The sequence below is a fragment of the Pseudomonas sp. FP2309 genome, from assembly GCF_030687575.1.
Lineage (GTDB): Bacteria > Pseudomonadota > Gammaproteobacteria > Pseudomonadales > Pseudomonadaceae > Aquipseudomonas.
The window spans coordinates 1,748,241-1,773,603 of the sequence record NZ_CP117439.1; the positions used below are offsets into that span (position 1 = coordinate 1,748,241).

Below are 25,363 nucleotides of genomic sequence, written 5' to 3' on the forward strand. Positions count from 1 at the left end.
TCTACGAAGATTGGAGGCGATATGACGCGATCAACCCTGAAGCTGTGGTTATTGCAGGGTGCGTTTGTGCTGTCCTGGAGCTCCGGCTACATCGGCGCCAAGCTCGGCACCCAGGGCGGCGGGGCGTTCAACCTGCTGTTCTGGCGTTTCCTGCTGGTATCGCTGTGCCTGGGCGTGTTTTTGAATGTCAAGGTATTGAGCGTTTCATGGGCGCAGATTCGGCATCATGCCATCGTCGGTTTCCTGTCTCAGTTCCTGTACCTGAGTTGCCTCTACGTGGCGATCCAGAACGGTTTGCCGCCCGGCATTGCTGCGATCATTGCGGCGCTGCAGCCCTTGATGACGGCGGCATTGTCGACGGGCAACGCCACTGAGCGCAGCGGTGGCTGGCAGTGGGCGGGGCTGACAGTCAGCTTTGTCGGGGTATTGATCGTGATTGCCGGGCAATACCGCAGCAGCGGCGCCAGCGTCGGCTTGCTCATGTACGGCTTGCCATTGGCCGCGGCGCTGGGGCTGACGTTGGCGACGTTGTACGAGCGCCGCAGCCTTCAAGGCCGGGACGCGGGCTTGATGCTGCCGCTGTTTATCCAATCGTTGCTGACCCTGATCGGCTTCACCGGCGCCGTGCTCTATACCGATACGTTGAGTATTCCCCATGACCCCGCTGTACTGGTCTCGATTGTCTGGCTGACGGTGTTCTCGACGTTTGGGGCTTACCTGAGCCTGTGGATGCTGCTGCGGGTGATGACAGCGACACGCGTCGCGGCGCTGGTGTATCTGGAACCCCCTGTGACGTTGGTGTGGGCAGCGCTGATGTTCGGCGATCTGATTCACGCCTCGACCTATGCCGGTATTGCCGTGGTGGTCGCGGGGATGGTGCTGGTGCGCTTGAAACGACCGACCGTCGCGTGTGTTTCTTGATGTGTCCGAGTTCAGCAACCTGACAGACACCACCTGTTAAAAAGTAACTCAAGCCTGAGCAACGCATGGCTGAAACACGGGGCATTTTTTACTGGTGCAAGTGTTGGGCGTCAGCGCCCGAGGGGTTTTTATGTTGTTACGTTATGCAGCGTTGGCGGCGGTTGTCGTCGCGGCATCCGGGTGTGTGCAAGAGCGCGTTGTGCATGATCGTCGGCCGGTGCAACGAGAATATGTCGAGGTGGTGGCGCCACAGCCACCGCCGGTGCAGGTCATTGAGGTCGAGCCTGCGGTACGCGAAGGCTACATCTGGTCACGCGGCTACTGGCGCTGGGAAGGCGGGCGTTATGTGGCGGTGCACGGCCATTGGGAGCCGGTCCGTGAAGGGTATCGCTATGTGCATCCGCACTGGGTTCAGCGCAACGACGGTTATCACTGGCAGCACGGTGGCTGGGTGCGTTAAGCCAGGCTCAAGAGGGCTTTTTGGTACCCAGTAGCCGAACTTCCCTCAACAGCGCGGCGCCGAGTTGATCGGTGCCCAGCTCCTTGTACCCCACGGCCTTGATCTCGCCGTTCTCCTCGGCCTGGATAATGATCACCGGCGTTTCCTTGCCGGTGGCCTCGTCCACATGCAGGGCGTATTGGGGAACGTCCACCTTGATCGGTGTACCCGCGGCCTTGCCCTTTACATTGATCAGAAACGCTGCGCAGCCCGTGTCGACATCCGCGCTGGTGGCTGGGCGGCCGCTGACGAAACAGGTTGTCGGCAGGTCGGGCCAGATGACGTCGGCCTCGGCGAGTGATGGCAACAGGGCCATTGCAGCCAGAAAAAGCGTGCGCACGTTGGTCGTTCTCTTGATCAGGGGGGAGAGGCGGTTTTTACCAAAGCCTGGCGACAGGGGCGTGAGGGACTCGATCAGTGCGGATGCCTGGGGGGAGTATCTCCAACAAGATCCGTTGGTCCATAGGGTGGCTCGCAGATGAGGAGTGAATCGGAATAATCCAAACCTGGACCAAATGCTCAGTCATCACCTGCTTGCCCATGGGCCAAAGCGATACAAACCATGACCGACCGTCAGCGTCTGCGGACGGTCGTCAGCCCGCCATTGGCGCTCACTGCACGACGCGATAGCACGGCACGTACGCTGCGCCACCGGGCAATTTCATGCGGTGCTGGGCAACAAATGCCTGAAGCAGTTCGTCCAGTGGTTTCATGATGGCCGGGTCGCCGTTGATCTCGTACGGGCCGTGTTGTTCGATCAGGCGAATGCCCTTGTCCTTCACGTTCCCGGCCACGATGCCCGAGAACGCGCGACGCAGGTTGGCGGCCAGTTCGTGGGGCGCCAGCGCGTGGCTCAGTTGCAGGCTGGCCATGTTTTCGTGGGTTGGATCGAACGGACGCTGGAAGACCTCGTCGATCTTCAGCAGCCAGTTGAAGTGGAATGCGTCGTTGCGCTCACGACGGAACTGTTTCACCGCCTTGAGGCCGGCGGTCATTTGGCGCGCCACTTCGGCCGGGTCGTCGATGATGATCTGGTAATGCGCCTGCGCCGCCTCGCCCAGGGTGGCGCCGACGAAGGCATGCAACTGCTGCAGATACGGCGCGGCCTGTTTCGGCCCGGTGAGGATGACCGGGAACGGCACGTCGCGGTTGTCCGGGTGCATCAGAATGCCCAGCAGGTAGAGGAATTCCTCGGCCGTGCCGGCGCCGCCGGGAAAGATGATGATGCCGTGGCCGACACGCACGAAGGCTTCCAGGCGCTTCTCGATATCCGGCAGGATCACCAGCTCGTTGACGATGGGGTTCGGCGCTTCGGCGGCGATGATGCCCGGCTCGGTCAGGCCCAGGTAGCGCCCGCCGGTAATGCGTTGCTTGGCGTGGGAAATGGTCGCGCCTTTCATCGGACCTTTCATCACGCCGGGGCCACAGCCGGTGCACACGTCGAGGCTGCGCAGGCCCAGTTCGTGCCCGACTTTCTTGGTGTATTTGTATTCTTCGGTATTGATCGAGTGCCCACCCCAGCACACCACGATTTTCGGCTCGACACCGGGGCGCAGCGTACGGGCATTGCGCAGCAGGTGGAACACGTAGTCGGTGATGCCTTGGGAATTGCTCAGGTCGATGCGCTGGCTGTCCAGTTCGTTCTCGGTGTAGACGATGTCGCGCAGCGCGCTGAACAGCATCTCACGGGTGCTGGCGATCATCTCACCATCGACAAACGCGTCCGCCGGGGCGTTCAACAGTTCCAGGCGCACACCACGGTCCTGTTGGTGAATACGCACTTCAAAGTCTTTATAAGCGTCGAGAATGGTCTTGGCGTTATCGATATGCGCGCCAGTGTTGAGGATTGCCAGGGCGCACTGGCGGAACAGGGTGTAGATGCTGCCGGTACCGGCTTCGCTCAGTTGTTGCACTTCACGTTGGGAGAGGGTTTCGAGGCTGCCCTTGGGGCTGACGGAGGCATTGATGACTTGACGTTGGGGCATTCTGATTCCTTGAAAGCGCAGCCACCGCACCCGATGAGGCGCAATGGCTTGAGAAGGGTGGGCGCAGATTAACGCGCCCGAGCCGAATATTTACCTCAGGCACAAGGCCGAGTGCAAATACCGTCCATCCCCATCATGCCGCAGAACTCACTGAATCAGCTTCCAGTTTTTGTAGAAAACCCGACGCAGGGTGAAGACCATCCCGGCAAACCCGGCGATCACGGCGTTCAGCACCCACGGCACCGGGGTCGGTCGTACGATATCGATAAACAGGCAGTAGCGCTTGGCGTCATTTTTGTTGAAGGACGCGTGCATCAGCGTGTCATCGAAAATAAACAGCGGGTCGTCATGCCAGTAATGTTTGTGTTTGCCCACTTGAATGAACACACCATCGTGATGGGGGGCCGGTGCCATGTTGTAGAGCACCCGGAACATCATGCGCAAAGGGCCGAAGTGAAACGACGTCGAGCGGTTTTCGTTGAATACCGATACGCCGATGGTCTTCACGTACGGCAGCTTTTTGCGCAATTGAGGAATATCCAGCGTGGTTTCGATCGGCCGTCCGTACCACTGGAAAAACAGCATCCCGCGCTTCTTCTCGGCCATGCGTTCGTCCAGGTAACCGATGATTTCGTCCTTGTGGGCCATGGCGTCGTCGAGCACCTGTTGCAGGTCTTCACGCCAGGCGGGTGGCAGGTCGCGCATCGTGTAAACGTGGCGGTTGCGTGAGCTCAACAGGTCGAACAGCGTGTTGAACGGTGCCAGCAGCCAGGTGTTGCGGCCGCTGCCGATAAAGTACTTTTTGAATGTCGGTGTGTCGTACAGGCCATTGCGCAAGAAGTCGTAAATACCGCACAGCAGCACCAGGCAAAGGAACACCAGCGTGGTTTCTGGGAACACATCGATAATCAGCAAGACGCCGAGTACCCAGGCGACCGATAGCGCTTTTTTACGCAAAGCAGGCTTGTTCATGCAACTCAGCTCCAGAAGGACGCCATTCGACAGGTCCGGATCCGTGGCTGCGAGTGGTGGGGTTTGAAACATATTGAAACAACTGCGTCATAATAAGGCCTTCTGCGCCGCAAAGGCGTTTTAAATAGTGCGAAATTGTGAAGGTTTCACGCGGTTTTCAAGCGGCGTCGAGCCCGCGTGGATTGGATTTTGTAAACGTAGGATTTGCGACTATCGTGACGCTTCGGTTTTTCGTGCGTCATAGACCGGTACGATTGAAGTTGAATGGCCACCATTGGCCTTCGGCACCTTGGAAGAGGCAGAAATTTTATGATCATCAAACCGCGGGTTCGTGGCTTTATCTGTGTGACCGCTCACCCTGTTGGCTGTGAAGCGAACGTCAAGGAACAGATCGACTACGTAACCGAACACGGCGTAATCGAAGGTGGCCCCAAGAAGGTGCTGGTCCTGGGCGCCTCCACCGGCTACGGCCTGGCCGCGCGCATCAGTGCCGCGTTTGGCTGCGGCGCCGACACCTTGGGCGTGTTTTTTGAGAAGGAAGGTGAAGAGGGCAAACTGAGTTCCGCCGGCTGGTACAACAGCGCCGCGTTCGAGAAGTTTGCTGTTGAAAAAGGCCTGTACGCCAAGAGCATCAACGGCGACGCGTTCTCCGACGAGATCAAGCGCCTGACCATCGAGACCATCAAGAAAGACCTGGGCAAGATCGATCTGGTGGTCTACAGCCTGGCCGCGCCGCGCCGTACCGACCCGCAGGGCGTGGTGCACACTTCCACCCTCAAGCCGATCGGCAAGGCCGTGACCCTGCGCGGTATCAACACCGATAAAGGCGTGGTGGTCGACACCACCCTTGAGCCGGCGACCCAGGAAGAAATCGACGGCACCGTGAAAGTCATGGGTGGCGAAGACTGGCAGCTGTGGATCGACGCCCTGCGTGACGCCGATGTTCTGGCCGAAGGCGCCAAGACCACCGCGTTCACCTACCTCGGTGAGAAGCTGACCCAGGACATCTACTGGAACGGCTCCATCGGTGAAGCCAAGAAGGACCTGGACAAAAAAGTCCTGACCCTGCGCGACAACCTCGCGGCACTGAAAGGCGACGCCCGTGTGTCGGTGCTCAAGGCAGTGGTCACCCAAGCCAGTTCGGCGATCCCGATCATGCCGCTGTACCTGTCGCTGCTGTTCAAAGTCATGAAAGAGCAGGGCACCCACGAAGGTTGCATCGAGCAGGTCTACGGCCTGTTCAAGGACAGCCTGTATGGCCGCGAGCCAAAACTCGACGCCGACGGCCGCCTGCGTGCCGACCTCAAAGAGCTCGAGCCGAAAGTTCAGGACGCCGTGGCCGACCTGTGGAACCAGGTCACCGACGACAACGTCAACGAGATCAGCGATTTTGCCGGTTACAAGGCTGAGTTCCTGCGCTTGTTCGGCTTTGAAGTCGACGGCGTGGACTACGAAGCCGATGTGAACCCGACCGTGAAGATCAACGGCCTGATTCAGGCGTAACCGCTCCGCGCACAGAAAAACGGCCTCTCGGGGCCGTTTTTTATCGCCTGTAAAAAGGCTCGTTTCAGATCCGTCCTACACGTTTTCCGGCATTGCCGGGTCCCCGTCCTGTGCCAGACTCTGACGCGGTCAAATCACGCCAACGGAGGATCTGATGACGATTCGTGCAGTAGTTTTTGATTTCGGCGGGGTCCTGTTCGACTGGAACCCGCAGCATCTGTACCGCAAGCTGATCGCCGATGAACATGAGCGGCAATGGTTTCTCGACAATATCTGCACCCAGGCCTGGAACACCGAGCAGGACGCCGGGCGGACCTTGGCCGAAGGGACGCACCTGTTGACCGAGCAATACCCTCACCATAGGGCGCTGATCCAGGCGTATTACGAACGCTGGCACGAAATGCTACGTGGGCCATTGCCGGAAGGCGTCGCTATTCTGGAGGCGTTGCACCGCGTCAACGTGCCGTTGTTCGGGCTCACGAACTGGTCGGCGGAAACCTTCCCCTACGCGCGGGCCAACTACCCGTTCCTGCAGCGCCTGCGCGATATCGTCGTGTCTGGCGAGTTAAAGCTGATCAAGCCTGACCCGGCGATCTACCACGCCAGCCTGGCCCAGGTGCGTGCTCACCTGCCGGATATCCAACCGGCTGAAGTGGTGTTTATCGATGATGTGGCCGGCAATATCGAGGCCGCCATCGCCCTTGGCTGGCAGGGCATTCATCATGTCTCGGCCGAGCGTACCGCCGTACGCTTGCGTGAACTGGGCGTGGACTTTTAAAGCGCCCATTTCTCCATGACGAAATCCACGAAGGCGCGCAGCTTGGGCAGCCGGTAGCGGTCCTGGCCGTACAGCAAGTGCATCGGGCGGCTCGGCAGTTGATAGGTGGTGAGCAATGCGACGAGCTTGCCGCTCTGCAGGTCAGGCTGCACCAGCGCATCGGGCAGCATGACGATGCCCATGCCTTGCACCGCCGCCTGGCGCAGGGCTTGGGAGCTGTTAATGGTCAGCGAACCGGAGACCGGAATCTCGACCTCGCCGTCTGCCCCGCTCATGCGCCACAGTTTGTCGGCGTTGCGCCAATCGTCGGTAGACGGGTAGGCGAAGGCCAGGCAGTCGTGGGTTTGCAGGTCTTCGGGCGTCGAGGGTGTGCCGCGTCGGGCCAGGTACTCCGGCGACGCGCAAAGGGTGATCGTGTAGTCCTGCATGGGCCGTGCGATCAGGCTCGAGGGCTCCAGTTCACCGAGGCGGATGGCCACGTCGAACCCGCTGTCGACCAGGTCCATGCGTTCGTTGCTGAGCACCACATAAAGCTTGATCAAGGGGTAACGCCGGGAAAACTCACTGAGCGCGGGCGCCAGGCGTTCGGTGCCAAAGGCCGGTGGCGCTGTGACGCGCAGGGTGCCTTTGGGCACGTCGCTGTGGGCCTGCTCAGCCAGTTGCTCGGAGTCGGCCACCAGCCCCAGTACTTCAAGGCAGCGCTGGTAATACTGGCCGCCAAACTCCGTGAGGCTCTGTTTGCGGGTGGTGCGTTTGAGCAGGCTCACGCCCAGGCGTTGCTCCAGCGCGCGCAGGTGGTTGCCGACCATGGTGGTCGACATGCCACAGGCCTGGGCGGCCGCGGTCATGCTGCCGGCCTCCACGACTTTGACGTACACCGACATCGCTTGGAACAGATCCATTATCAAGCCCTGATTTAAAGTCATTACATAAAAGCGCAGTTTATCCATCTGGGGTGGCTAACGATACTTCAAGCACCCCTCACGATGCACTGGAGCCTGACACCATGACCGCCGCCTGCCTGATGACCACTTACCAGCCCTTGGCCCTGAGTTTCACCCGTGGCTTGGGCACGCGCCTGTGGGATCAGCAGGGCCGCGAATACCTCGACGCAGTGGCCGGCGTGGCGGTGACCAATGTCGGGCATTCCCACCCGAAACTGGTGAGCGCCATCAGCGAACAGGCCGGTTTGCTGTTACACACCTCTAACCTTTACAGCATCGACTGGCAGCAACGGCTGGCGCAGCGCCTGACCCAGCTGTCGGGCCTGGACCGTGCCTTCTTCAACAACTCCGGCGCCGAAGCCAACGAGACCGCACTGAAGCTGGCGCGCTTGCATGGTTGGAAAAAAGGCATCGAAGAACCGCTGGTGGTGGTCATGGAAAACGCCTTTCATGGGCGCACCCTCGGCACCATGGCCGCCAGCGATGGGCCCTCGGTACGCCTGGGCTTCCAGCGTTTGCCGGGGGATTTTCTCAAGGTGCGCTTTGGCGACCTGGCGGCCATTGAGGCGCTCACCCAAACCTTTGGCTCGCGGATAGCCGCGGTCCTGCTCGAGCCGATTCAGGGCGAAAGCGGTGTCGTGCCGGCGCCTGCTGGTTACCTGCAAGCCCTGCGCGATCACTGCACGCGTCACGGTTGGCTGATGATGCTCGATGAGATCCAGACCGGTATTGGCCGCACCGGCACCTGGTTCGCCTTCCAGCATGAAAACATCGTGCCGGACGTGATGACCCTGGCCAAAGGCCTTGGCAATGGCGTACCCATCGGCGCCTGTCTGGCGCGGGCGGCGGTGGCCCGACTGTTTACGCCGGGCAGTCACGGCAGCACGTTCGGCGGCAACCCGCTGGCCTGCCGGGTGGGTTGCACCGTGTTGGACATCATCGAAGAGCAAGGCCTGCTGCAAAATGCCGCGCAACAAGGCGAACGTTTGCTGGCGCGCTTGCGGATGGAATTGGGCGAGCACCCACAGGTGCTGGCGATACGGGGGCAGGGCCTGATGGTCGGTATCGAACTGGTCAGCCCTTACCGTGACTTGGCCCAGCGTGCCGCCCAGGAGCATGGGCTGCTGATCAACGTCACGCGGGGCAAGGTCATTCGCCTGTTGCCGCCGCTGACCCTGGAGGCCAAGGAGGTTGAGATGATTGTGCGGGCGATCACCCGCTTATTGGATCAGGCCCATTGAGCCATTCCTGGTTCATCGTCTCTTTATCCCCCAGATAGTCCAGCAACCAGCCCATGGCCGGGGACAGCTTGTTCTGTGCCCAGGCCACACACGATGGGCTGGCCGGGAAGGGCCGGGTCAGTTGCAGTGCCACCAACTCGCCGCGTTCGATCCAGGGTAATACCTGATGCATCGGCGCCATTCCGACACACAGGCCATCGCGCAGGCAGTCGATGGCGCAGGGCCAGTTCGGCACGACCAGCCGACGTTGGTTATCCAGGGTCCAGGTGTCGCGCTTGGGCAGGTTACGCGACGTGTCGGTCATGCACAGCGAGGCGAAGGGGCGCAGTTGGTCGTCACTGAGCAACCCTTCAACGGCCGCCAAGGGATGTTTCGCACTGACCACGCACAACCAGTTCAACAGACCCATGTCGCGAAAGCTGAAGCGGCTGGCCACCGGCACCGCGCTGGTGGCGCCGATCACAATGTCGCTGCGCTCGTCGGCCAGGGCGTCCCACACGCCGTTGTACACCTCGTACTCCAGCAATAATTCCACCTCGGGAAACTGGCGATAAAAATCCAGGACCAATTGCCGGCAGCGCTGGGGTTTGACGATAGAGTCCACCGCCACCTTCAACTGGCCGCTCCAGCCGTTGGCCACTTGCTGACACAAGCGCCGGGTGCCGAGCATTTTTTTCATCACACCGCGGGCTTCGTCGATAAACAGACGGCCGGCGGGGGTCAGTTCGACATCGCGATGGCGCCGAACGAACAGCGGCACCGCCAGCCACTCTTCGAGCTGGCGCACCGTGTAGCTGATCGCCGACGGTACACGGTGCAGTTCCTGGGCGGCGGCGCTGAAGCTGCCATGGCGGGCCACCGCATCAACCACATCCAGGGAGTATTCGGACCACATGGCGTCTGCCTTCAAAAATATTGATAAGTGTGTCCAATTATTATCGCTTCACACAAAATATGTCAGCTTCATAATGCGCACCAGTCAGCAAATTGTTTGATGGCAGGGTGTACAAGGTTTCAATGAAAAATTCTTTTGGTTTCACGTGGTATCTGGCGGGGTTGAGCATGCTCGGCTATCTCGCCATGGATATGTATTTGCCGGCGTTTGGCGCCATGGGCGAGCAACTGCAGATTGGCGCGGGCGCGGTGGGCGCCAGCTTGAGTATCTTCCTAGCCGGTTTTGCCCTCGGGCAACTGGTATGGGGGCCGTTGTCCGATCGCCTGGGGCGCAAGCCGATTTTGCTCGCGGGCTTGAGTTTGTTCGTGCTGGGCTGTGCCGGCATGTTCTGGGTCGAGACCACGCCGCAGCTGCTGGCGCTGCGCTTTATGCAGGCGGTGGGTGTGTGTGCCGCCGCCGTCAGTTGGCAGGCGTTGGTGATTGACCGTTATCCGGCCGACAAGGCGCACCGCGTGTTTGCCAGCATCATGCCGTTGATGTCGCTGTCGCCGGCCCTGGCACCGCTGTTGGGCGCGCTGGTGTTGAATCACTTTGGTTGGCAGGCGATCTTCGGCGTATTACTGGGGGTGTCGCTGCTGTTGTTGCTGCCGACCTTGTTCCTGCGCCGAATGCCGAAAAAAACCACAGAAGCACGTTCGCGCCTGGGCTATGCGCAGTTGCTGACGTCTCGGGTATTTACCGGCAACGTAATGATCTTCGCCGCCTGCTCCGCCAGTTTCTTCGCCTGGCTGACCGCCTCGCCGTTCATCCTCGGTGACATGGGCTACAGCCCCAACGACATCGGCTTGAGCTACGTGCTGCCGACCCTGGCATTTTTGGTGGGTGGCTACAGTTGCCGCAGCGCCTTGCAGCGCGTGCAGGGCAAGACCTTGTTGCCCTGGTTGCTGGTGGCGTACTGCGTCAGCATGCTGGCGTTGTACCTGGTGGCCACCTTGACCGTGCCCACCCTCACCACCTTGCTGATCCCGTTCTGCCTGATGGCGCTGGTCAATGGCGCCAGCTACCCGATCGTGGTGGCGAATGCGCTGATGCCCTTTGCGGAAAATTCCGGCAAGGCGGCGGCGCTGCAAAACACCCTGCAACTGGGTCTGTGCTTTCTCAGCAGCTTGCTGGTGTCGTCGATGATCGACCAGCCGTTGCAGATCACCGTGATCGTGATGCTGGCGACCGCACCGCTGGCGGTATTGGGTTACCTGCTGGCGCGGCCCAAGGCTGACAGTTCGGAACTCGCAAACGCCTGAACCGACACACTGGTCGGTTCCTTCAGGGACTAGAAGGTGATTTCCATGTTCACCGTCGGCGTCGAGGTGCGGCTGCCCCGGCCGCCATCCACGCCGAACTTGTTGTGCCAGTATTCATAACCCACGCCCAGGTACAGATTCGGCTTGACGCTTTTGCCGGGGCGCACCGCCACCATCAGCGCGGTGCGCATCAGGGCTTCGGGCGCGGTGTCGCGGCCGTGGTAGTCCTTGCCCTTTTCTCCGACGTAGTTGACGAACCCCTGGAATTTCGCCGCGTGGTTGGCTATCTGGAATGGGCGCATCCAGGTCAGGTTGAGCATGTAGGTGTCGTCGAACGTGTGGTTCGACTCTTGCGCGCCGGGGATGCCGGTGTGGTTCCTTTCCTTGTAGTACAACAGGCTCAGGTCCAGCACGCCGACCGTGTTGAACTTCAGCGTCGGGCCCAGCACCAGTGCGCGTTTTTTCGCTGAGGCGAAGTTGTTGTTGCGGTTGGCGTCAAAGCCCAGGGTCAGCGCGTAATCCTTGATGACCCCGGTGCCCAACGGCACATCGAACACCCGTGATGCATAAAGCTGGTGCCGGTATACGGCATACACCTCACTGCCGCCGTGGTCGGTGCCTTTACGCGGGTCGCGGCTGTCGGACAGGAACACATCCAGGTTGAGGAAATGGCTGCCGTATCGGTAACCGCTGGCGTGAGTGAAGCTATAGGTGCGCTTGCTGAAGGCGTCGGGGTTATTCGGATTGGTGAACTGTTGGCCGTAGCGAAATCCTACGCTGTTGTTCATCCATTCCACCGCGACGGCCTGTCCGCCGCCGAGGAGGGTGAGGGCAACCGTGGCGCTGTGTAATGCCTTTTTCATTGTTATAGGTCCTTTGGCGTTCCGGCTCATTGCGGCCAGGTGGTTTTTGTAACGCCGGTGGAGGGTATCTTGTTCGATTAATTGTATACAACTCTATGGACATCCAGTCGTGACATTGCATACAGTGGCCGCACAACAAAAACAGAGAACCCCTCACCATGACTATCCCGAAGGCGTCACCGCAGCGGCCAGAAGACGAGAATCTCGGCGTCGCCGCCAACATGGCTTACGGCCTGCAACATGTGCTCACCATGTACGGCGGCATCGTCGCGGTACCGCTGATCGTCGGTCAGGCAGCCGGGTTGTCGCCCGCCGACATTGGCCTGCTGATCGCCGCGTCGCTGTTCGCCGGTGGCCTGGCCACCCTGTTGCAAACCCTTGGCCTGCCGTTCTTTGGCTGTCAGTTGCCGCTGGTGCAGGGCGTGTCGTTTGCCGGTGTGGCCACCATGGTCGCGATTGTCGGCAGCGACGGGGCTGGCGGGGTGCCGGCGATTCTCGGCGCGGTGATGGCCGCCTCGTTTATCGGGCTGCTGATCACGCCGGTATTCTCGCGGATCACTAAGTTTTTCCCGCCTCTGGTGACCGGTATCGTGATCACCACCATCGGCTTGACCTTGATGCCGGTCGCGGCGCGCTGGGCCATGGGCGGTAACAGCCGCGCAGCGGACTTTGGCAGCATGCCCAATATCGGCCTGGCGGCATTGACCCTGGTGCTGGTGCTGCTGTTGAGCAAGATCGGCAGCGCGACCATCTCGCGCTTATCGATCCTGCTGGCAATGGTGATCGGCACGCTGATCGCGGTGTTCCTCGGCATGGCGGATTTTTCCGGCGTGACCCATGGGCCGATGTTTGGTTTTCCCACCCCGTTCCATTTCGGCATGCCGACTTTTCACATCGCCGCGATCATTTCCATGTGCATCGTGGTGATGGTGACCCTGGTGGAAACCTCGGCGGACATCCTGGCGGTGGGCGAAATCATCGACACCAAGGTCGATTCCAAGCGCCTGGGTAACGGCCTGCGCGCCGATATGCTGTCGAGCATGTTTGCGCCGATCTTTGGCTCATTCACCCAAAGCGCATTCGCCCAGAACGTCGGCCTGGTCGCGGTGACTGGGGTCAAGAGCCGTTTCGTGGTAGCCACCGGCGGCCTGTTTCTGGTGATCCTCGGCCTGCTGCCGTTTATGGGGCGGGTGATCGCGGCGGTGCCCACTTCGGTGCTGGGCGGTGCCGGGATTGTGCTGTTCGGCACGGTGGCCGCCAGCGGTATTCGCACCCTGTCCAAGGTGGATTACCGCAACAACATGAACCTGATCATCGTTGCTACGTCCATCGGTTTTGGCATGATCCCGATCGCCGCGCCGAGTTTCTATGATCACTTCCCGAGCTGGTTCGCGACCATTTTCCATTCGGGCATCAGCTCGTCGGCGATCATGGCGATCCTGTTGAACCTGGCGTTCAACCACTTCACGGCGGGCAACTCGGACCAGCAATCTGTGTTTGTGGCGGGGACTGAGCGCAGCCTGTGCTTCCACGATGTGGCGGCACTGCGCGATGGCGATTACTTCAGGGGTGGCAAGCTGTTCGATGCCGAGGGCAATGAAATTCCGGTGGTGGCCGAAGCCACCAGGCAAACCTCGAAACCGGAAACCACCGAAGTGTAAAAAATGTGGGAGCGTGCACGCGCGCTCCCACGGTTGCACTTAGCCAGCCTTGAGTGCCCGGCGCGGCAGCGAGCACGCCTCATCCAAAAACTTCACCACGGTCCCCATGCACGCCTGGCGTTCTTCCACATGGGGCATGTGGCTGGAGTCTTCAAACAGCGCCCAGCGCACATCCGCGATCTCATCCAGAAATGGCTTGACCACCAGTGGCGTGGCTTCGTCGTGGCGACCGGAGATCACCAGGGTCGGCACGTTGATCGCCGACAGGCGGCCAATGGATTTCCAGTCCTTCAAGCTGCCGATCACGTGGAACTCGGTCGGGCCGCTCATGGCGTGATACACCGTAGGGTCCGAGTCGACCTGTTCAAAGGTGCGTGCCACTTCTTCCGGCCATGGGTTAACACGGCACACGTGCTGGTCATAGAACACCCGTGAAGCGGCGAGGTATTCCGGGTCTTGGTAGGTGCCGGCGGCTTCATGCTTGAGCAGGGTTTCGTGCACGCCTTCGGGGAGCAATTTGCGCAGGCGGTTGGCCTCGCTGACCCAGGTGCGCATGCAGGTAGGCGAGTTGGCGGGGATGAACGCGCGCAGACCCTTGGGTTGCAGCATCGCGTGCTCACTGCCGAGCATGCCGCCCCAGGACTGGCCGAGGATCGCGTAGTTATCGCGGATGTGCAGGTGGTCCAGCAGGTTGTCCAGCTCCCTCAGGAACAGGTCGACGGTCCAGAACGACCGGTCTTGCTCAGGCAGATGGGTGGAGCGGCCATTGCCCAGTTGGTCGTAGTGGATCACCGCGTGGCCGCTGGCGGCGACATCCTTGAAGGCGTCGACGTAATCATGGGTGCAGCCGGGGCCGCCGTGGATGATGACCAGTGGTGTGCGGCCGCTGGACAGGTCACCGGTGACGCGGTACCAGGTCTGGTAGTCGCCAAACGCTGCATACCCTTCTTGGATTTTTTCGATGAATTCCATTTCGTACCCTGCTCTGAAAAAACGATCAGGGGGCACCATAGTCCGCATGCAAAATTTAAGTAACTAGCAAAACAGCTAGGTTTTGCCGTGGGATCAGTCTTCGAGCAAGCGGTAATGGGTGGCGCGAACCACCGCCTGCACACGGTTTTTGGCGCCCAACTTGTGCATCGCAGAGGCCAGGTGCAGGGTCACCACCGCCAGTGATCGGCTCAACTGCGTGGCGATCTGCGCTGCGGTCAGGCCCTCGGCGGCCCATTTCAGGCACTCGCGCTCGCGTTTGGTCAGGTGAATATGCGGGTACGTGCGCAGCTCTTTGCCGAATAACGGGTAGGCTGCTTCCTGCAAGGCGTGGGAAATGACGCTGAAGTCCGACAACGTCTGCTGCGCACCCCGCAGCACGGTGTGGGCCTTGCCGGTACGCAGGCCCGTGAGTGATGCAAAGCCACCACGGGGCAGGTGGATCGGTACGCTGACGCCGCAGGTCAATTGCTGGTCATGCAGGTACGAGGACACGGGGGCGTGGCAAGGGTCGATGATTTTTTGCAGCGGGGTGTCGGTTTTGGCCTCGTAGGACCAGACGAAGGGCGATACCGTGCTCAGGGCCAGGTGCTGCACCGGATCGATCTGGTAAAACCCTTTGCTGCACCATAATGCGTGCCAGTCGGGCGGGGTATTGCGCAATTCCAGGACCGAGGGGGTGATCAATCCGCCATCCTGGTCGATCGGCACCGGGGTGTAGTCATACACCAGAGCATCGAAACCCAGCTGTTGGGCAAGGATAAACGCGTTGTCCATCTGCTCGTCCAGGCTCCTGCCCGGCATCAGACGATTGTTGAAGGCAGTTAGCTTGGCCAGCATCCGTTCTGCTCCCGATTTCATTTGAATCTCGACTTGCTGCAAGTAGAATGCCACGCCCCGGCGAAGGACTGCCAGGCCAAACCTATAAGAAATACTAGGTTATGGACGCGCGGCATCCTCGGTAGTGTTGGCTGATAAACGGCCGCTACCCGCAGGGCCGATACAACACAAGGAATGTACGCATGTGGCGTGAAATTGCCCCCGACCAGCAGTACAACGTGCAGGTCGACGGTCACAACCTCGTGGTCTACAGCTTTGGCGAAGGCGACGAGGTGCTGTTGTGCCTCAACGGCGGGCCGGGCCTGCCGTGTGACTACTTGCGCGACGCCCATGGCTGGCTCAAGGACCATAACCTGCGAGTGGTTGCATTCGACCAGCTTGGCACGGGCGCATCAGCCAGACCATCAGATGTTTCCCTGTGGGAAATCCGCCGTTATGTCGAAGAAGTCGAAACCGTGCGCCAGGCCCTGGGCCTGGGCCGCGTGCATTTGCTGGGGCATTCCTGGGGCGGCTGGCTGGGCATCGAGTACGCCATTCATTACCCCGACGCACTCAAAAGCCTGATCCTGGAAAACACCGTCGGCGACATTCCGCACCTGTCCCGGGAGCTGGAACGCCTGCGCGGCGCCCTGGGCAGCGAAACCGTGGCCATGATGCAGCGCCACGAGGCCATGGGCACCCTGGACCATCCGCAGTATCAGGCCGCAATCACCTTGCTCAACTACCGCCACGTATGCCGCCTGGATGAGTGGCCCGAGCCGGTCAAGCGCTCCCTCGGCGACTGGAACATGGGCCCCTACGAAACCATGCAGGGCCCCAACGAATTCCTCTATGTCGGCAACCTCAAGGACTGGAACCGCCTCAAAGAGATGGGCGACTTCACCATGCCCATCCTGATCACCACCGGCCAGCACGACGAACTCACTCCCGCCTGCGCCATGCGCATGAAGATGGCGGCCAGGCACGCCGAATTGCACGTGTTCCCCAACAGCAGCCATATGCCGTTCTATGAAGAACCCCAGGCGTATTTCCCGGTGCTGCTGGACTTTCTCGCACGTCACCGAGGCTGACGGATGAACCTGGCGCGCTACCGATTTGTCCTGTCCCGGCCGCTGCAATTGCTGCCGGTGCTGTTTGGCATCAGCCTGATCACCTTTGTGCTGGTGCGCTCGATCCCCGGCGACCCGGCGCGCGCGTTGCTCGGCTCGCGCAGTACGCCCGACGCCTTGTTGAAAATCCGCGCCCAGTACGGTCTCGACCAGCCGTTATGGCTGCAATATTTCTACTTCCTGAAGAACCTGCTCAAGGGCGACCTCGGCCAATCGCTGTTGTACAAGGTCGATGCCTTGAAGCTGATCGTCACCCGTATCGAACCGACCCTGGTGCTGGTGCTCGGCAGTGTGCTGCTGGCGCTGCTGATCGCGCTGCCGTTGGCCACCCTGGCCGCACGTAACAACGGTGGCTGGGTGGATAACCTGATCCGCGTGTTCACCACCGTTGGCCTGGGCATGCCGGCGTTCTGGCTGGGTTTGATGCTGATTCTGTTGCTCAGTGTGCAATGGGGCCTGTTCCCGGTGTCGGGCTACGGACGCACGTGGCTGGACAAGGCGCACCACATGCTGTTGCCGTGCCTGACCATCGCCCTGGCGCTGTCGGCGGTGCTGGTGCGCAACCTGCGGGCAAGCATGCTGATGGAATTGCAGGCCGATCACGTCACGGCCGCCCGCGCGCGTGGGCTGTCTGAAGCGCAGGTGTTTCGCCGCCATGTGCTGCCCAACTCCCTGGTACCGGCGGTCAACCTGCTGGCTGTGAATATCGGCTGGTTGATCAGCGGTACGGTGGTGATTGAAAGCCTGTTCGCCATCCCCGGCATCGGCCAATTGCTGGTGCGCGGCATCTTTACCCGCGACTACATGGTGGTGCAGGGCGTGGCGATGGTGCTGGCGTGCGCGACGGTGGTGGTCAACTTCATTGCGGACGTGGTCACCGTGGCCCTCGACCCACGGGTGAAGATGCAATGAGCAGCCGCCCACTGATCGCCCCGTGGCGCTTGCGCCTGCGCTTTGGCTTTCGCAATGGCCGGCTCACGGCGGCGTGGGGGTTGTTGATCCTGCTGGCGTGGCTGTGCCTGGCTGTGTTTGCGCCATGGATCGCGCCCTACGACCCGATTGTGCAAAACACCGACAGCAGTTTGCTCGGGCCGCACCTGGCCCATCCCTTTGGTACGGATAACTACGGTCGCGACATTCTTTCGCGGGTGATCTGGGGCGCGCGCATTGACCTGCAACTGGCCATTATCGGGGTGATCTTCCCGTTCATGATCGGCACCTTTATCGGTGCGGTCTCCGGCTACATCGGCGGGCGCTTCGACAGTGTGTGCATGCGCGTGATCGACGTGGTCCTGGCGTTCCCGTTCCTGGTGTTGATGCTGGCGATCATGGCGATCCTCGGTCCGGGTTTGCAGAGTTTCTACATCGCCATGGCGCTGGTGGGCTGGGTGTCCTATGCGCGGCTGATCCGCTCGCAGATCCTGGTGCTCAAAGAGAGCGACTTTGCCCTGGCCGCCAAGAGCCTGGGCTTTGGTCACGGGCGCATTCTGTTTCGGCATTTACTGCCCAATGCCCTGTTTGGCTCGATTGTGTTTTCCATGTCGGATGCGGTGCTGGTGCTGCTTAATGGCGCCGCGGTGAGCTACCTGGGTCTGGGCGTACAGCCGCCCACGGCCGAGTGGGGCACCATGGTCGCCGAAGGGCAGGCGTTCATTACCACGGCGTGGTGGATCTGCACCTTTCCGGGGTTGGCCATTGTGACCCTGGCCATGGGCTTCAGCCTGCTGGCCGATGGCGTGGCGCAAGTGCTGGGGGAGCGCACATGAGTCTGTTACAGGTACAGGACCTGAGCGTGATCGCCAGCAACACCGGGCGCGATGTCACGTTGGTCGACCGCGTGTCGTTCAACCTGGCCGAAGGTGAAATCCTCGGTTTGGTGGGCGAGAGCGGCTCGGGCAAGACCATGGTGTGTCGCGGCCTCATGCGCCTGTTGCCGTCATCTGCGTTGCGGGTGCAGGGCGGCGCGGTGCGGCTGGCCGGCCAGGACCTGCTGCCATTGGACGACGCCGGCATGCGCGCAATACGCGGCGGGCAACTGGGCATGATTTTCCAGAACCCCAGCAGTCACCTCGACCCGCTGATGCGCATTGGTGAGCAGATCGCCGAGGGCATTCGCCTGCACCAGGGGGCCTCGAAAAAAGACGCACGCCAGCTCGCCATCGACGTACTGCGTCAGGTCGGTATTCCCGACCCCAAGGCCCGTGTCGATAACTATCCCCATGAGTTTTCCGGCGGCATGCGCCAGCGCGCAATGATCGCGGTGGCGCTTGGCTGCAACCCCAAAGTGCTGATTGCCGATGAGCCGACCACCGCCCTGGACGTGACTGTGCAGGCGCAGATCCTGCGCCTGTTGCTCGACCTGCGCGACCAACGCGGCCTGTCGCTCATCATGATCACCCACGACCTCGGTGTGGTGGCGCAGACCTGTGATTCCATCGCCGTAATGTACGCCGGGCGCCTGTGCGAACACGGCAGCAAGTACGAACTGCTGGCCCATCCGCAGCATCCCTACACCGCCGGCCTTATCGACTGCCAGCCGGCCCACAGCAGCGGCCACGCCTTGCTGCGCACCATTGCCGGCCAGCCACCGTTGCTGGATGCACTGCCAGGCGGCTGTCGCTTCAACCCGCGTTGCCCGCAGGTGGGCGCCTTGTGCACCGAGCGATTGCCCGAAGGCGCGCGGGTGGCGTGCCACTATCCGTTGGGAGTTCGCTCATGAGCCTGTTGCAGATCAAGGACCTGGAAGTGCGCTTTGCTGCGTCCGGTACTGGCCTGTTCGGCCTGAACAAGCAGTGGGTGAGGGCGGTGAACGGTGTGTCGCTGAACCTGGCGGCGGGCGAAACCCTTGGCCTGGTGGGCGAGTCCGGCAGCGGCAAAAGCACCCTGGGCCGGGCGATCCTGCACCTTAACCCGATCAGTGCCGGCCAGGTGTTGTTTGACGGCGTCGACATGGCCCAGGGCAGCGCCATTGATATCGCCCGCCTGCGCCATGAAACCGCGATGATCTTCCAGGACCCTTACACCGCGTTGAACCCGCGCCATACCATCGGCGAAACCCTCGCCGAAGTGTTGCGGGTGCAGCGCAAGGTCGCGCCGCAGCACATCCAGGCCCGTGTGAACGAACTGCTCGATCTGGTGGGCCTGCGCCCGGAACTGGCCGGGCGCAAACCGGGTTCCCTCAGCGGCGGCCAATGCCAGCGCGTTGGCATCGCGCGGGCACTGGCGGTGGAGCCACGCTTGATCATTGCCGATGAGTGCGTGGCGGCGCTGGATGTGTCGATCCAGGGCCAGATCATCAACCTGCTGCTGTCGCTGCAGCAGCGCATGAACCTGGCGATCCTGTTTATCGCCCATGACCTGGCCATCGTGCGGCGCCTGTGCGACCGCGTGGCGGTGATGTACCTGGGCAAGATCGTCGAAGAAGGTCCGGTAGAAGCGGTGTTCAGCGCACCGCGCCACCCGTACACGGCGGCGTTGATCCAGGCGATCCCGGAAATCGATCCCCATCGGCCATTGCCCCTGGAGCCCTTGCCGGGTGAGCCGCCCAGCCCGCTGAATTTGCCCACAGGCTGTGCGTTTCACCCGCGTTGCCGGTATGCGCGCGCCATGTGTTCCGTGATGTTGCCGCCTACCCATTTTCTGCACGAGCATCGATACAGTTGCGTGCTTGAAGAACCTTTGCTTTAACCCACCTCTGCCATTCATAGACAAGGAGTTATGACATGCAATCGCGCCACTTGAAGTTGCTCGCCGCCGCTACGTTGACCGCGTGGTCGCTGACCGCCGGCCTCGCCCAGGCCGCTGGTGTATTGACCATCGGCTGCCGTGAAGACAGCACCACGTTCGACCCGATCAAAAGTGCGCAAAACCGCGACACCTGGGTCTTCGCCAACGTCTACGACACCCTGGTGCGCGTGGATAACCTGGGCACCAAGATGGAGCCGGGTCTGGCGGAAAGCTGGGAGATTTCCAAGGACGGCCTGACCTACACCTTCAAGCTGCGTGAGGCGAAGTTCTCCGATGGCTCGCCGATCACCGCCGCCGACGCCGCCTTCAGCCTGCTGCGTATCCGCGATAACAAAGCCTCACTGTGGGCAGACCCCTTCAACCTGATCGATACGGCCAAGGCAGCGGACGCGAAAACCCTGGTGGTCACTCTGAAGACGCCGGCGGTGGCGTTCCTCTCGCAATTGGCATCGCCGACGGTGTCGATCCTGTCGGAAAAGGCCATGACCAAAATGGGCGAAGACGCCTACTCGGAAAACCCGGTGACCTCCGGTGCGTTCACCGTGGACGAATGGCGCAAGGGCGATCGGGTGATCCTCAAGAAGAACCCGAACTTCTGGCAGGCCAAGAATGTGAGCCTGGACGGCGTGGAATGGGTCTCGGTGACCGACGACAACACGCGCATGCGCATGGTGCAGAACAACGAGCTCGATACGGCGATCTTCGTGCCGTTCTCGCGGGTGGAAGAACTCAAGAAAGACAAGAACGTGGTGATCCACGCCGACCCTTCCACCCGCGAAGATCACCTGCTGATCAACCATGCCCACGGCCTGCTGGCCAAGCCCCAGGTGCGTCAGGCGCTGGACATGGCCATCGACAAACAAGCGCTGGTCAAGACCGCCACCTACGGTCAAGGTACCGTGGCCTATTCCTACATTCCCAAAGGCTCGCTGTACCACTACGCCAATAACCTGCAGCGCCCGTATGACCCGGCCGAGGCCAGGAAACTGCTGGCCGCGGCCGGCGCCGAGGGCTTGAAACTCAACTATGTGGTCAACGCCGGCAACGAAGCCGATGAGCAGATTGCGGTGATCATCAAGGACCAGTTGGCCAAGGTCGGCGTCACGGCCAACCTGCAAAAGGTCGACCCGACCCAAAGCTGGCAGATGCTGGTGGACGGTGAATACGATATTTCGGTGATGTACTGGACCAACGACATTCTTGACCCGGACCAGAAGACCACCTTCGTATTGGGCCACGACACCAACCAGAACTACATGACCCGCTACAAGAACGACAAGGTCAAGGAACTGGTGGCGGCGGCACGTATCGAGGCCGACCCGGTCAAGCGTGAGCAGATGTATGTGGAACTGCAGAAACTGGCGAAACAGGATGTGAACTGGATCGACTTGTACTACAGCCCGTACATCAACATCTCACGCAAGAACGTCAGCAACTTCCTGCAGAACCCATTGGGTCGCTTCACCCTTGAGGAAGTGGTGAAAAACTAAGTTCCAGAAAGTAGCGCAAACACATGTGGGAGGGGGCAACCCCCTCCCACAGTTGATTCAACGGGGTCTCTTACTGCGCGTCAAACGCCTGCCCGTTGACCCCGGCGCTGTCCGGCCCCATCAGGTACAGGTACACCGGCATGATCTCTTCCGGCGCCGGCCTTTCCATTGGATTCTCCCCCGGATACGCCTGCGCCCGCATGCTGGTGCGCGTGCCGCCTGGGTTGATGCTGTTGGCCCTGACGGCGGCCACGTCTTCGAGCTCGTCGGCCAGGGTTTGCATCAAACCTTCGGTGGCGAACTTCGACACACCATAAGCGCCCCAATACGCCCGACCCTTGCGTCCGACGCTGCTGGAGGTGAACACCACCGATGCGTCCTGGGACAGCTTGAGCAGCGGCAGCAAGGTGCTGGTGAGCATGAACATCGCGTTGACGTTGATGTGCATCACCCGCATGAAGTTCTCACCCGACAACTGCTCGATCGGTGTGCGCGGGCCAATGATCGAGGCGTTGTGCAGCAGGCCGTCGAGGCGGCCGAATTCTTTTTCGATCATCGCCGCCAGCTCATCGTATTGATGGGGCAGGGCGGTCTCCAGGTTGAACGGGATCACCACCGGCTGCGGGTGGCCGGCTGCTTCGATGTCGTCATAGACCTGGGCCAGGTTGGCTTCGGTCTTGCCCAGCAAAAGCACGGTGGCGCCGTGGGCGGCGTAGGTTTTCGCCGCCGCTGCGCCAATCCCGCGTCCGGCGCCGGTCACCAGGATCACGCGGCCTTTGAGCAGTTCTGGGCGTGCGGAGTAATCAAACATAAATAGCCTCGACAGAATTCACAGAAAATCCATTTCGCCCGGTCAGCAACTGCACAGCGCGTTATCCAGCACTTTGCGCAGTTCCAGCGGATGGTCCACCACCACATCCGCGCCCCAGTGACGCGGGTTGTCATCCGGATGGATATAGCCATAGGTGACCGCCGCGGTGCGGGTGCCGGCGTCACGGCCGGATTCGATATCGCGCAGGTCATCGCCCACGAACAACACGCTGGCCGGGTCGAGGCCGAGCATCTTGCAGGCGAGGATCATCGGCTCCGGGTCCGGCTTGCTGTTTGTCACGTGGTCCGGGCAGATCAGCACGGCCGAGCGCTCGGCCAGGCCCAGTCGCTGCATGATCGGTTCGGCAAAGCGCACGGGCTTGTTGGTGACGACGCCCCAGATCAGTTTGGCTTTCTCGATGTCTTCCAGCAGCTCGGCCATACCGTCGAACAACTTGCTGTGAACCGCACAGTCCTTGAGGTAGCGCTCCAGAAACTCCTGGCGCAGCGCTTCAAAGCCTGGCGACTCCGGGTCCATCGAGAACGTCACGGCGACCATCGCACGGGCGCCGCCGGAGATTTCATCGCGGATGTGCTCGGGGTTGATCGGTGCCAGGCCACGGTCGGCGCGCATGGCCTGGCAGATGGCGATAAAGTCCGGCGCGGTGTCCAGCAGGGTACCGTCCATGTCGAAGAGAACCGCTCGCAACTTCACAGGCTTACTCCTCGCGCAGGGTCTGGATCATGTAGTTCACGTCAACGTCGCTGGCCAGCTTGTAGTGCTTGGTCAGCGGGTTGTAGGTCAGGCCGATGATGTCCTTGACGGTCAAACCGGCCTGGCGGCTCCACGCACCCAACTCGGACGGGCGGATGAATTTTTTGAAGTCGTGGGTGCCGCGCGGCAGCAGCTTCATGATGTATTCGGCGCCGATGATCGCGAACAGGTAGGCCTTGGGGTTCCTGTTGATGGTGGAGAAAAACACCTGGCCGCCGGGCTTGACCATACGGAAACAGGCGCGGATCACTGAGGACGGGTCCGGCACGTGTTCGAGCATCTCAAGGCAGGTGACCACGTCGAACTGCTCGGGCATTTCCTCGGCCAATGCTTCGGCGGTGATCTGGCGGTATTCCACGCTCACGCCGGACTCCAACTGGTGCAGTTGGGCCACGGCCAGCGGCGCTTCGCCCATGTCGATGCCCATCACCGTGGCGCCGCGCAGGGCCATGGCCTCGCTGAGAATGCCGCCGCCGCAGCCCACATCCAGCACTTTCTTGCCGGCCAGGTTGACGCGTTCGTCAATCCAGTTGACCCGCAGCGGGTTGATGTCGTGCAGAGGTTTGAACTCGCTTTCACGGTCCCACCAGCGGTGAGCCAGGGCTTCGAATTTAGCGATTTCGGCGTGGTCGACGTTGCTCATGATGGATCCTCTAAATCTGACAAAACGGTTGGCCAGTGTTGAAGCGTAGTTTCAACACCGACGTTATTCGGTGTGCCCGCTGATGCGTTGACCCCAGGCGATGGCCGTGGCGGTCAACTGTCGTTCATCCATGCGGGTCAGTTTGCGGTCGTCGAGCAACTGCTTGCCGGCGACCCAAAGGTGTTTCACGCAATCGCGCCCGGTGGCATATATAAGTTGTGAGACCGGATCATAGATCGGTTGTTGCGCCAGCCCCGACAGGTCGAACGCGACGATATCCGCCGCCTTGCCCACCTCCAGCGAGCCGACCTCGCTTTCCAGTCCCATGGCCCGCGCACCATTGAGCGTAGCCATGCGCAGGGCACGGTGGGCGTCCAGGGCCGTGGCCGAGCCGGCGACGGCCTTGGCCAGCATCGCGGCGGTACGGGTTTCGCCCAACAGGTCCAGGTCATTGTTGCTGGCGGCGCCATCGGTGCCGATCGCCACATTGACGCCAGCCTGCCACAGCCGCTCTACCGGGCAGAAGCCGCTGGCCAGTTTAAGGTTCGATTCCGGGCAATGGATGACGCTGGTGTTGCTTTCTACCAGCAAAGCCAGGTCGTCCTCGCTGATTTGGGTCATATGAACGGCCTGCAAGCGCGGGCCCAGCAGCCCGAGGCGACCGAGGCGCGCCAGCGGGCGCTCGCCGGTTTTTTCGACGGCCTGCTGCACCTCGAAGGCGGTTTCGTGCACGTGCATGTGGATCGCGGCGTCCAGTTCCTCGGCGATCACCCGGATTTTTTCCAGGTTGTCATCGCACACGGTGTACGGCGCGTGGGGACCGAAGGCGATCTTGATGCGCGGGTGGTGCTTGAGGTCGCCGAACAGCTCGATGCCCTGGCGAATGGCCTCGTCGACATTGCTGGCGCCGGGGATCGGGAAGTCGAGGATTGGAATCGCGATCTGCGCGCGCATGCCGCTGTTGTGCACGCAGTCGCTGGCGACCTTGGGGTAGAAGTACATGTCGGAGAAGCAGGTGATACCGCCCTTGAGTTGCTCGGCGATGGCCAGGTCGGTGCCGTCGCGTACGAAGGCTTCATCGACCCACTTGGCTTCGGCGGGCCAGATGTGCTTTTCCAGCCAGGTCATCAGCGGCAAATCGTCAGCCAGGCCGCGAAACAGGCTCATTGCCGCATGCCCGTGGGCATTGATCAGGCCGGGGCTGAGCAGCATGCCGGGCAGCTCGCGCACCTCGCCGGCCGCAAGCTTCAACGCCGCGGCCCGTGGTCCGATAAACGCAATGCGCCCGTCGCGGATGCCCAGGGCGTGCTCTTTGAGCACCACGCCGGCAGGTTCGACCGGTACCAGCCAGGTTGGCAGCAACAGCAAGTCGAGCGGGGCGGCAGTGGCGGTCATC

Annotated in this window: 25 protein-coding genes; 13 read left to right on the forward strand and 12 right to left on the reverse strand. The window is 61.3% G+C overall.

The genetic code is table 11. The annotated features are described in order from the left end of the window. Positions 1–21 precede the first annotated feature (21 nt). Both PSH59_RS08025 and PSH59_RS08030 read left to right on the forward strand, forming a co-directional pair. On the forward strand, positions 22–921 hold the full coding sequence (locus PSH59_RS08025) for a DMT family transporter (protein WP_305394747.1): 900 nt from the start codon (positions 22–24) through the stop codon (positions 919–921). 130 nt (positions 922–1,051) lie between these two features. Beyond that, entirely contained in the window at positions 1,052–1,381 is a 330-nt protein-coding gene (locus PSH59_RS08030; RefSeq protein WP_248076553.1) for a hypothetical protein, read from the forward strand. Positions 1,382–1,388: 7 nt separating this feature from the next. On the opposite strand, the gene PSH59_RS08035 is transcribed toward PSH59_RS08030, so the two are convergent. From PSH59_RS08035 to PSH59_RS08045, 3 genes are all read right to left on the reverse strand, one after another. Further along, entirely contained in the window at positions 1,389–1,760 is a 372-nt protein-coding gene (locus PSH59_RS08035) for a hypothetical protein (RefSeq protein ID WP_248076551.1), read from the reverse strand. A 271-nt stretch (positions 1,761–2,031) separates the two neighbouring features. Then, complete coding sequence (gene ppnN / locus PSH59_RS08040) at positions 2,032–3,405, reverse strand: nucleotide 5'-monophosphate nucleosidase PpnN (RefSeq protein ID WP_305394748.1); 1,374 nt, start codon at positions 3,403–3,405, stop codon at positions 2,032–2,034. 147 nt (positions 3,406–3,552) lie between these two features. Continuing rightward, complete coding sequence (locus PSH59_RS08045; protein ID WP_248076547.1) at positions 3,553–4,377, reverse strand: aspartyl/asparaginyl beta-hydroxylase domain-containing protein; 825 nt, start codon at positions 4,375–4,377, stop codon at positions 3,553–3,555. Between the two features lie 309 nt (positions 4,378–4,686). Here PSH59_RS08045 and fabV point away from each other — a divergent pair, with 309 nt between their 5' ends. Together fabV and PSH59_RS08055 are read left to right on the forward strand one after the other, a co-directional pair. Next, on the forward strand, positions 4,687–5,880 hold the full coding sequence (fabV, locus tag PSH59_RS08050) for an enoyl-ACP reductase FabV (protein WP_305394749.1): 1,194 nt from the start codon (positions 4,687–4,689) through the stop codon (positions 5,878–5,880). Positions 5,881–6,034: 154 nt separating this feature from the next. Continuing rightward, entirely contained in the window at positions 6,035–6,658 is a 624-nt protein-coding gene (locus tag PSH59_RS08055) for an HAD family phosphatase (protein WP_248076541.1), read from the forward strand. Here the strand turns inward: PSH59_RS08055 and PSH59_RS08060 are convergent. Next, entirely contained in the window at positions 6,655–7,560 is a 906-nt protein-coding gene (locus PSH59_RS08060) for a LysR family transcriptional regulator (protein WP_248076538.1), read from the reverse strand. The genes PSH59_RS08055 and PSH59_RS08060 overlap by 4 nt on opposite strands. Before the next feature lie 104 nt (positions 7,561–7,664). Here PSH59_RS08060 and PSH59_RS08065 point away from each other — a divergent pair, with 104 nt between their 5' ends. Further along, a complete protein-coding gene (locus PSH59_RS08065; protein ID WP_305394750.1) occupies positions 7,665–8,843 on the forward strand; it encodes an aspartate aminotransferase family protein in 1,179 nt (392 codons plus the stop codon). Here the strand turns inward: PSH59_RS08065 and punR are convergent. After that, positions 8,815–9,738, reverse strand: coding sequence for a DNA-binding transcriptional activator PunR (gene punR / locus PSH59_RS08070; RefSeq protein ID WP_248076532.1), 924 nt, complete (start codon positions 9,736–9,738; stop codon positions 8,815–8,817). The genes PSH59_RS08065 and punR overlap by 29 nt on opposite strands. 122 nt (positions 9,739–9,860) lie before the next feature. Here punR and punC point away from each other — a divergent pair, with 122 nt between their 5' ends. After that, positions 9,861–11,039, forward strand: coding sequence for a purine nucleoside transporter PunC (gene punC / locus PSH59_RS08075; protein WP_305394751.1), 1,179 nt, complete (start codon positions 9,861–9,863; stop codon positions 11,037–11,039). A gap of 29 nt (positions 11,040–11,068) precedes the next feature. Here punC and PSH59_RS08080 read toward each other — a convergent pair whose 3' ends face one another. After that, the gene (locus PSH59_RS08080) at positions 11,069–11,902 is read right to left on the reverse strand and encodes a nucleoside-binding protein (RefSeq protein WP_305394752.1); all 834 of its coding nucleotides are present in this window, start codon (positions 11,900–11,902) and stop codon (positions 11,069–11,071) included. A gap of 158 nt (positions 11,903–12,060) precedes the next feature. Between PSH59_RS08080 and PSH59_RS08085 the strand changes: the two genes are divergently transcribed. Continuing rightward, the gene (locus PSH59_RS08085) at positions 12,061–13,563 is read left to right on the forward strand and encodes a nucleobase:cation symporter-2 family protein (RefSeq protein ID WP_305394753.1); all 1,503 of its coding nucleotides are present in this window, start codon (positions 12,061–12,063) and stop codon (positions 13,561–13,563) included. 39 nt (positions 13,564–13,602) lie between these two features. On the opposite strand, the gene PSH59_RS08090 is transcribed toward PSH59_RS08085, so the two are convergent. Both PSH59_RS08090 and PSH59_RS08095 read right to left on the reverse strand, forming a co-directional pair. Further along, the gene (locus tag PSH59_RS08090; RefSeq protein ID WP_248076520.1) at positions 13,603–14,535 is read right to left on the reverse strand and encodes a proline iminopeptidase-family hydrolase; all 933 of its coding nucleotides are present in this window, start codon (positions 14,533–14,535) and stop codon (positions 13,603–13,605) included. A 93-nt stretch (positions 14,536–14,628) separates the two neighbouring features. After that, complete coding sequence (locus tag PSH59_RS08095) at positions 14,629–15,393, reverse strand: LuxR family transcriptional regulator (RefSeq protein ID WP_248076518.1); 765 nt, start codon at positions 15,391–15,393, stop codon at positions 14,629–14,631. Between the two features lie 182 nt (positions 15,394–15,575). On the opposite strand from PSH59_RS08095, the gene PSH59_RS08100 reads away from it, so the two are divergent. Genes PSH59_RS08100 through PSH59_RS08125 form a run of 6 tightly spaced genes read left to right on the forward strand, consistent with a single transcriptional unit; the run spans position 15,576 to position 21,739 of the window. Then, positions 15,576–16,463, forward strand: a complete 888-nt coding sequence (locus PSH59_RS08100; RefSeq protein ID WP_305394754.1) for a proline iminopeptidase-family hydrolase — start codon at positions 15,576–15,578, stop codon at positions 16,461–16,463. 3 nt (positions 16,464–16,466) lie between these two features. After that, positions 16,467–17,414, forward strand: a complete 948-nt coding sequence (locus PSH59_RS08105) for an ABC transporter permease (RefSeq protein WP_248076514.1) — start codon at positions 16,467–16,469, stop codon at positions 17,412–17,414. Continuing rightward, positions 17,411–18,268, forward strand: coding sequence for an ABC transporter permease (locus tag PSH59_RS08110; RefSeq protein ID WP_248076511.1), 858 nt, complete (start codon positions 17,411–17,413; stop codon positions 18,266–18,268). Before PSH59_RS08105 ends, PSH59_RS08110 begins: the two co-directional genes overlap by 4 nt. Further along, positions 18,265–19,221 carry an ABC transporter ATP-binding protein gene (locus tag PSH59_RS08115; RefSeq protein ID WP_305394755.1) on the forward strand — a complete coding sequence of 319 codons (957 nt, stop codon included), beginning with the start codon at positions 18,265–18,267 and terminating at the stop codon, positions 19,219–19,221. The genes PSH59_RS08110 and PSH59_RS08115 overlap by 4 nt, the downstream gene beginning before the upstream one ends. Beyond that, on the forward strand, positions 19,218–20,189 hold the full coding sequence (locus PSH59_RS08120; RefSeq protein WP_248076506.1) for an ABC transporter ATP-binding protein: 972 nt from the start codon (positions 19,218–19,220) through the stop codon (positions 20,187–20,189). The genes PSH59_RS08115 and PSH59_RS08120 overlap by 4 nt, the downstream gene beginning before the upstream one ends. Positions 20,190–20,224: 35 nt before the next feature. After that, entirely contained in the window at positions 20,225–21,739 is a 1,515-nt protein-coding gene (locus PSH59_RS08125) for an ABC transporter substrate-binding protein (protein ID WP_305394756.1), read from the forward strand. 70 nt (positions 21,740–21,809) lie between these two features. Here the strand turns inward: PSH59_RS08125 and PSH59_RS08130 are convergent, their stop codons facing one another. From PSH59_RS08130 to PSH59_RS08145, 4 genes are all read right to left on the reverse strand, one after another. Next, positions 21,810–22,550: a YciK family oxidoreductase gene (locus PSH59_RS08130; RefSeq protein WP_248076500.1), complete on the reverse strand. Its 741-nt coding sequence runs from the start codon at positions 22,548–22,550 to the stop codon at positions 21,810–21,812. Between the two features lie 42 nt (positions 22,551–22,592). Continuing rightward, a complete protein-coding gene (mupP, locus tag PSH59_RS08135) occupies positions 22,593–23,264 on the reverse strand; it encodes an N-acetylmuramic acid 6-phosphate phosphatase MupP (RefSeq protein ID WP_305394757.1) in 672 nt (223 codons plus the stop codon). Positions 23,265–23,268: 4 nt separating this feature from the next. Then, positions 23,269–23,967 (reverse strand): bifunctional 2-polyprenyl-6-hydroxyphenol methylase/3-demethylubiquinol 3-O-methyltransferase UbiG, encoded by a 699-nt coding sequence (ubiG, locus tag PSH59_RS08140; RefSeq protein WP_084378125.1) that lies wholly within the window; start codon positions 23,965–23,967, stop codon positions 23,269–23,271. 63 nt (positions 23,968–24,030) lie between these two features. Then, positions 24,031–25,362 (reverse strand): TRZ/ATZ family hydrolase, encoded by a 1,332-nt coding sequence (locus PSH59_RS08145; RefSeq protein WP_305394758.1) that lies wholly within the window; start codon positions 25,360–25,362, stop codon positions 24,031–24,033. Position 25,363 lies beyond the last annotated feature (1 nt).

Coding starts and splice junctions, on each gene's coding strand:
- PSH59_RS08080 (WP_305394752.1), bottom strand. CDS start 11,902: ATGAAAAAGGCATTACACAGCGCCACGGTTGCCCTCACCCTCCTCGGC.
- PSH59_RS08115 (WP_305394755.1), top strand. CDS start 18,265: ATGAGTCTGTTACAGGTACAGGACCTGAGCGTGATCGCCAGCAACACC.
- PSH59_RS08030 (WP_248076553.1), top strand. CDS start 1,052: ATGTTGTTACGTTATGCAGCGTTGGCGGCGGTTGTCGTCGCGGCATCC.
- PSH59_RS08110 (WP_248076511.1), top strand. CDS start 17,411: ATGAGCAGCCGCCCACTGATCGCCCCGTGGCGCTTGCGCCTGCGCTTT.
- punR (WP_248076532.1), bottom strand. CDS start 9,738: ATGTGGTCCGAATACTCCCTGGATGTGGTTGATGCGGTGGCCCGCCAT.
- PSH59_RS08100 (WP_305394754.1), top strand. CDS start 15,576: ATGTGGCGTGAAATTGCCCCCGACCAGCAGTACAACGTGCAGGTCGAC.
- PSH59_RS08055 (WP_248076541.1), top strand. CDS start 6,035: ATGACGATTCGTGCAGTAGTTTTTGATTTCGGCGGGGTCCTGTTCGAC.
- PSH59_RS08120 (WP_248076506.1), top strand. CDS start 19,218: ATGAGCCTGTTGCAGATCAAGGACCTGGAAGTGCGCTTTGCTGCGTCC.
- punC (WP_305394751.1), top strand. CDS start 9,861: ATGAAAAATTCTTTTGGTTTCACGTGGTATCTGGCGGGGTTGAGCATG.
- PSH59_RS08105 (WP_248076514.1), top strand. CDS start 16,467: ATGAACCTGGCGCGCTACCGATTTGTCCTGTCCCGGCCGCTGCAATTG.
- PSH59_RS08130 (WP_248076500.1), bottom strand. CDS start 22,550: ATGTTTGATTACTCCGCACGCCCAGAACTGCTCAAAGGCCGCGTGATC.
- PSH59_RS08045 (WP_248076547.1), bottom strand. CDS start 4,377: ATGAACAAGCCTGCTTTGCGTAAAAAAGCGCTATCGGTCGCCTGGGTA.
- PSH59_RS08090 (WP_248076520.1), bottom strand. CDS start 14,535: ATGGAATTCATCGAAAAAATCCAAGAAGGGTATGCAGCGTTTGGCGAC.
- PSH59_RS08060 (WP_248076538.1), bottom strand. CDS start 7,560: ATGGATCTGTTCCAAGCGATGTCGGTGTACGTCAAAGTCGTGGAGGCC.
- ubiG (WP_084378125.1), bottom strand. CDS start 23,967: ATGAGCAACGTCGACCACGCCGAAATCGCTAAATTCGAAGCCCTGGCT.
- PSH59_RS08025 (WP_305394747.1), top strand. CDS start 22: ATGACGCGATCAACCCTGAAGCTGTGGTTATTGCAGGGTGCGTTTGTG.
- PSH59_RS08145 (WP_305394758.1), bottom strand. CDS start 25,362: ATGACCGCCACTGCCGCCCCGCTCGACTTGCTGTTGCTGCCAACCTGG.
- fabV (WP_305394749.1), top strand. CDS start 4,687: ATGATCATCAAACCGCGGGTTCGTGGCTTTATCTGTGTGACCGCTCAC.
- PSH59_RS08125 (WP_305394756.1), top strand. CDS start 20,225: ATGCAATCGCGCCACTTGAAGTTGCTCGCCGCCGCTACGTTGACCGCG.
- PSH59_RS08065 (WP_305394750.1), top strand. CDS start 7,665: ATGACCGCCGCCTGCCTGATGACCACTTACCAGCCCTTGGCCCTGAGT.
- ppnN (WP_305394748.1), bottom strand. CDS start 3,405: ATGCCCCAACGTCAAGTCATCAATGCCTCCGTCAGCCCCAAGGGCAGC.
- PSH59_RS08085 (WP_305394753.1), top strand. CDS start 12,061: ATGACTATCCCGAAGGCGTCACCGCAGCGGCCAGAAGACGAGAATCTC.
- PSH59_RS08095 (WP_248076518.1), bottom strand. CDS start 15,393: ATGCTGGCCAAGCTAACTGCCTTCAACAATCGTCTGATGCCGGGCAGG.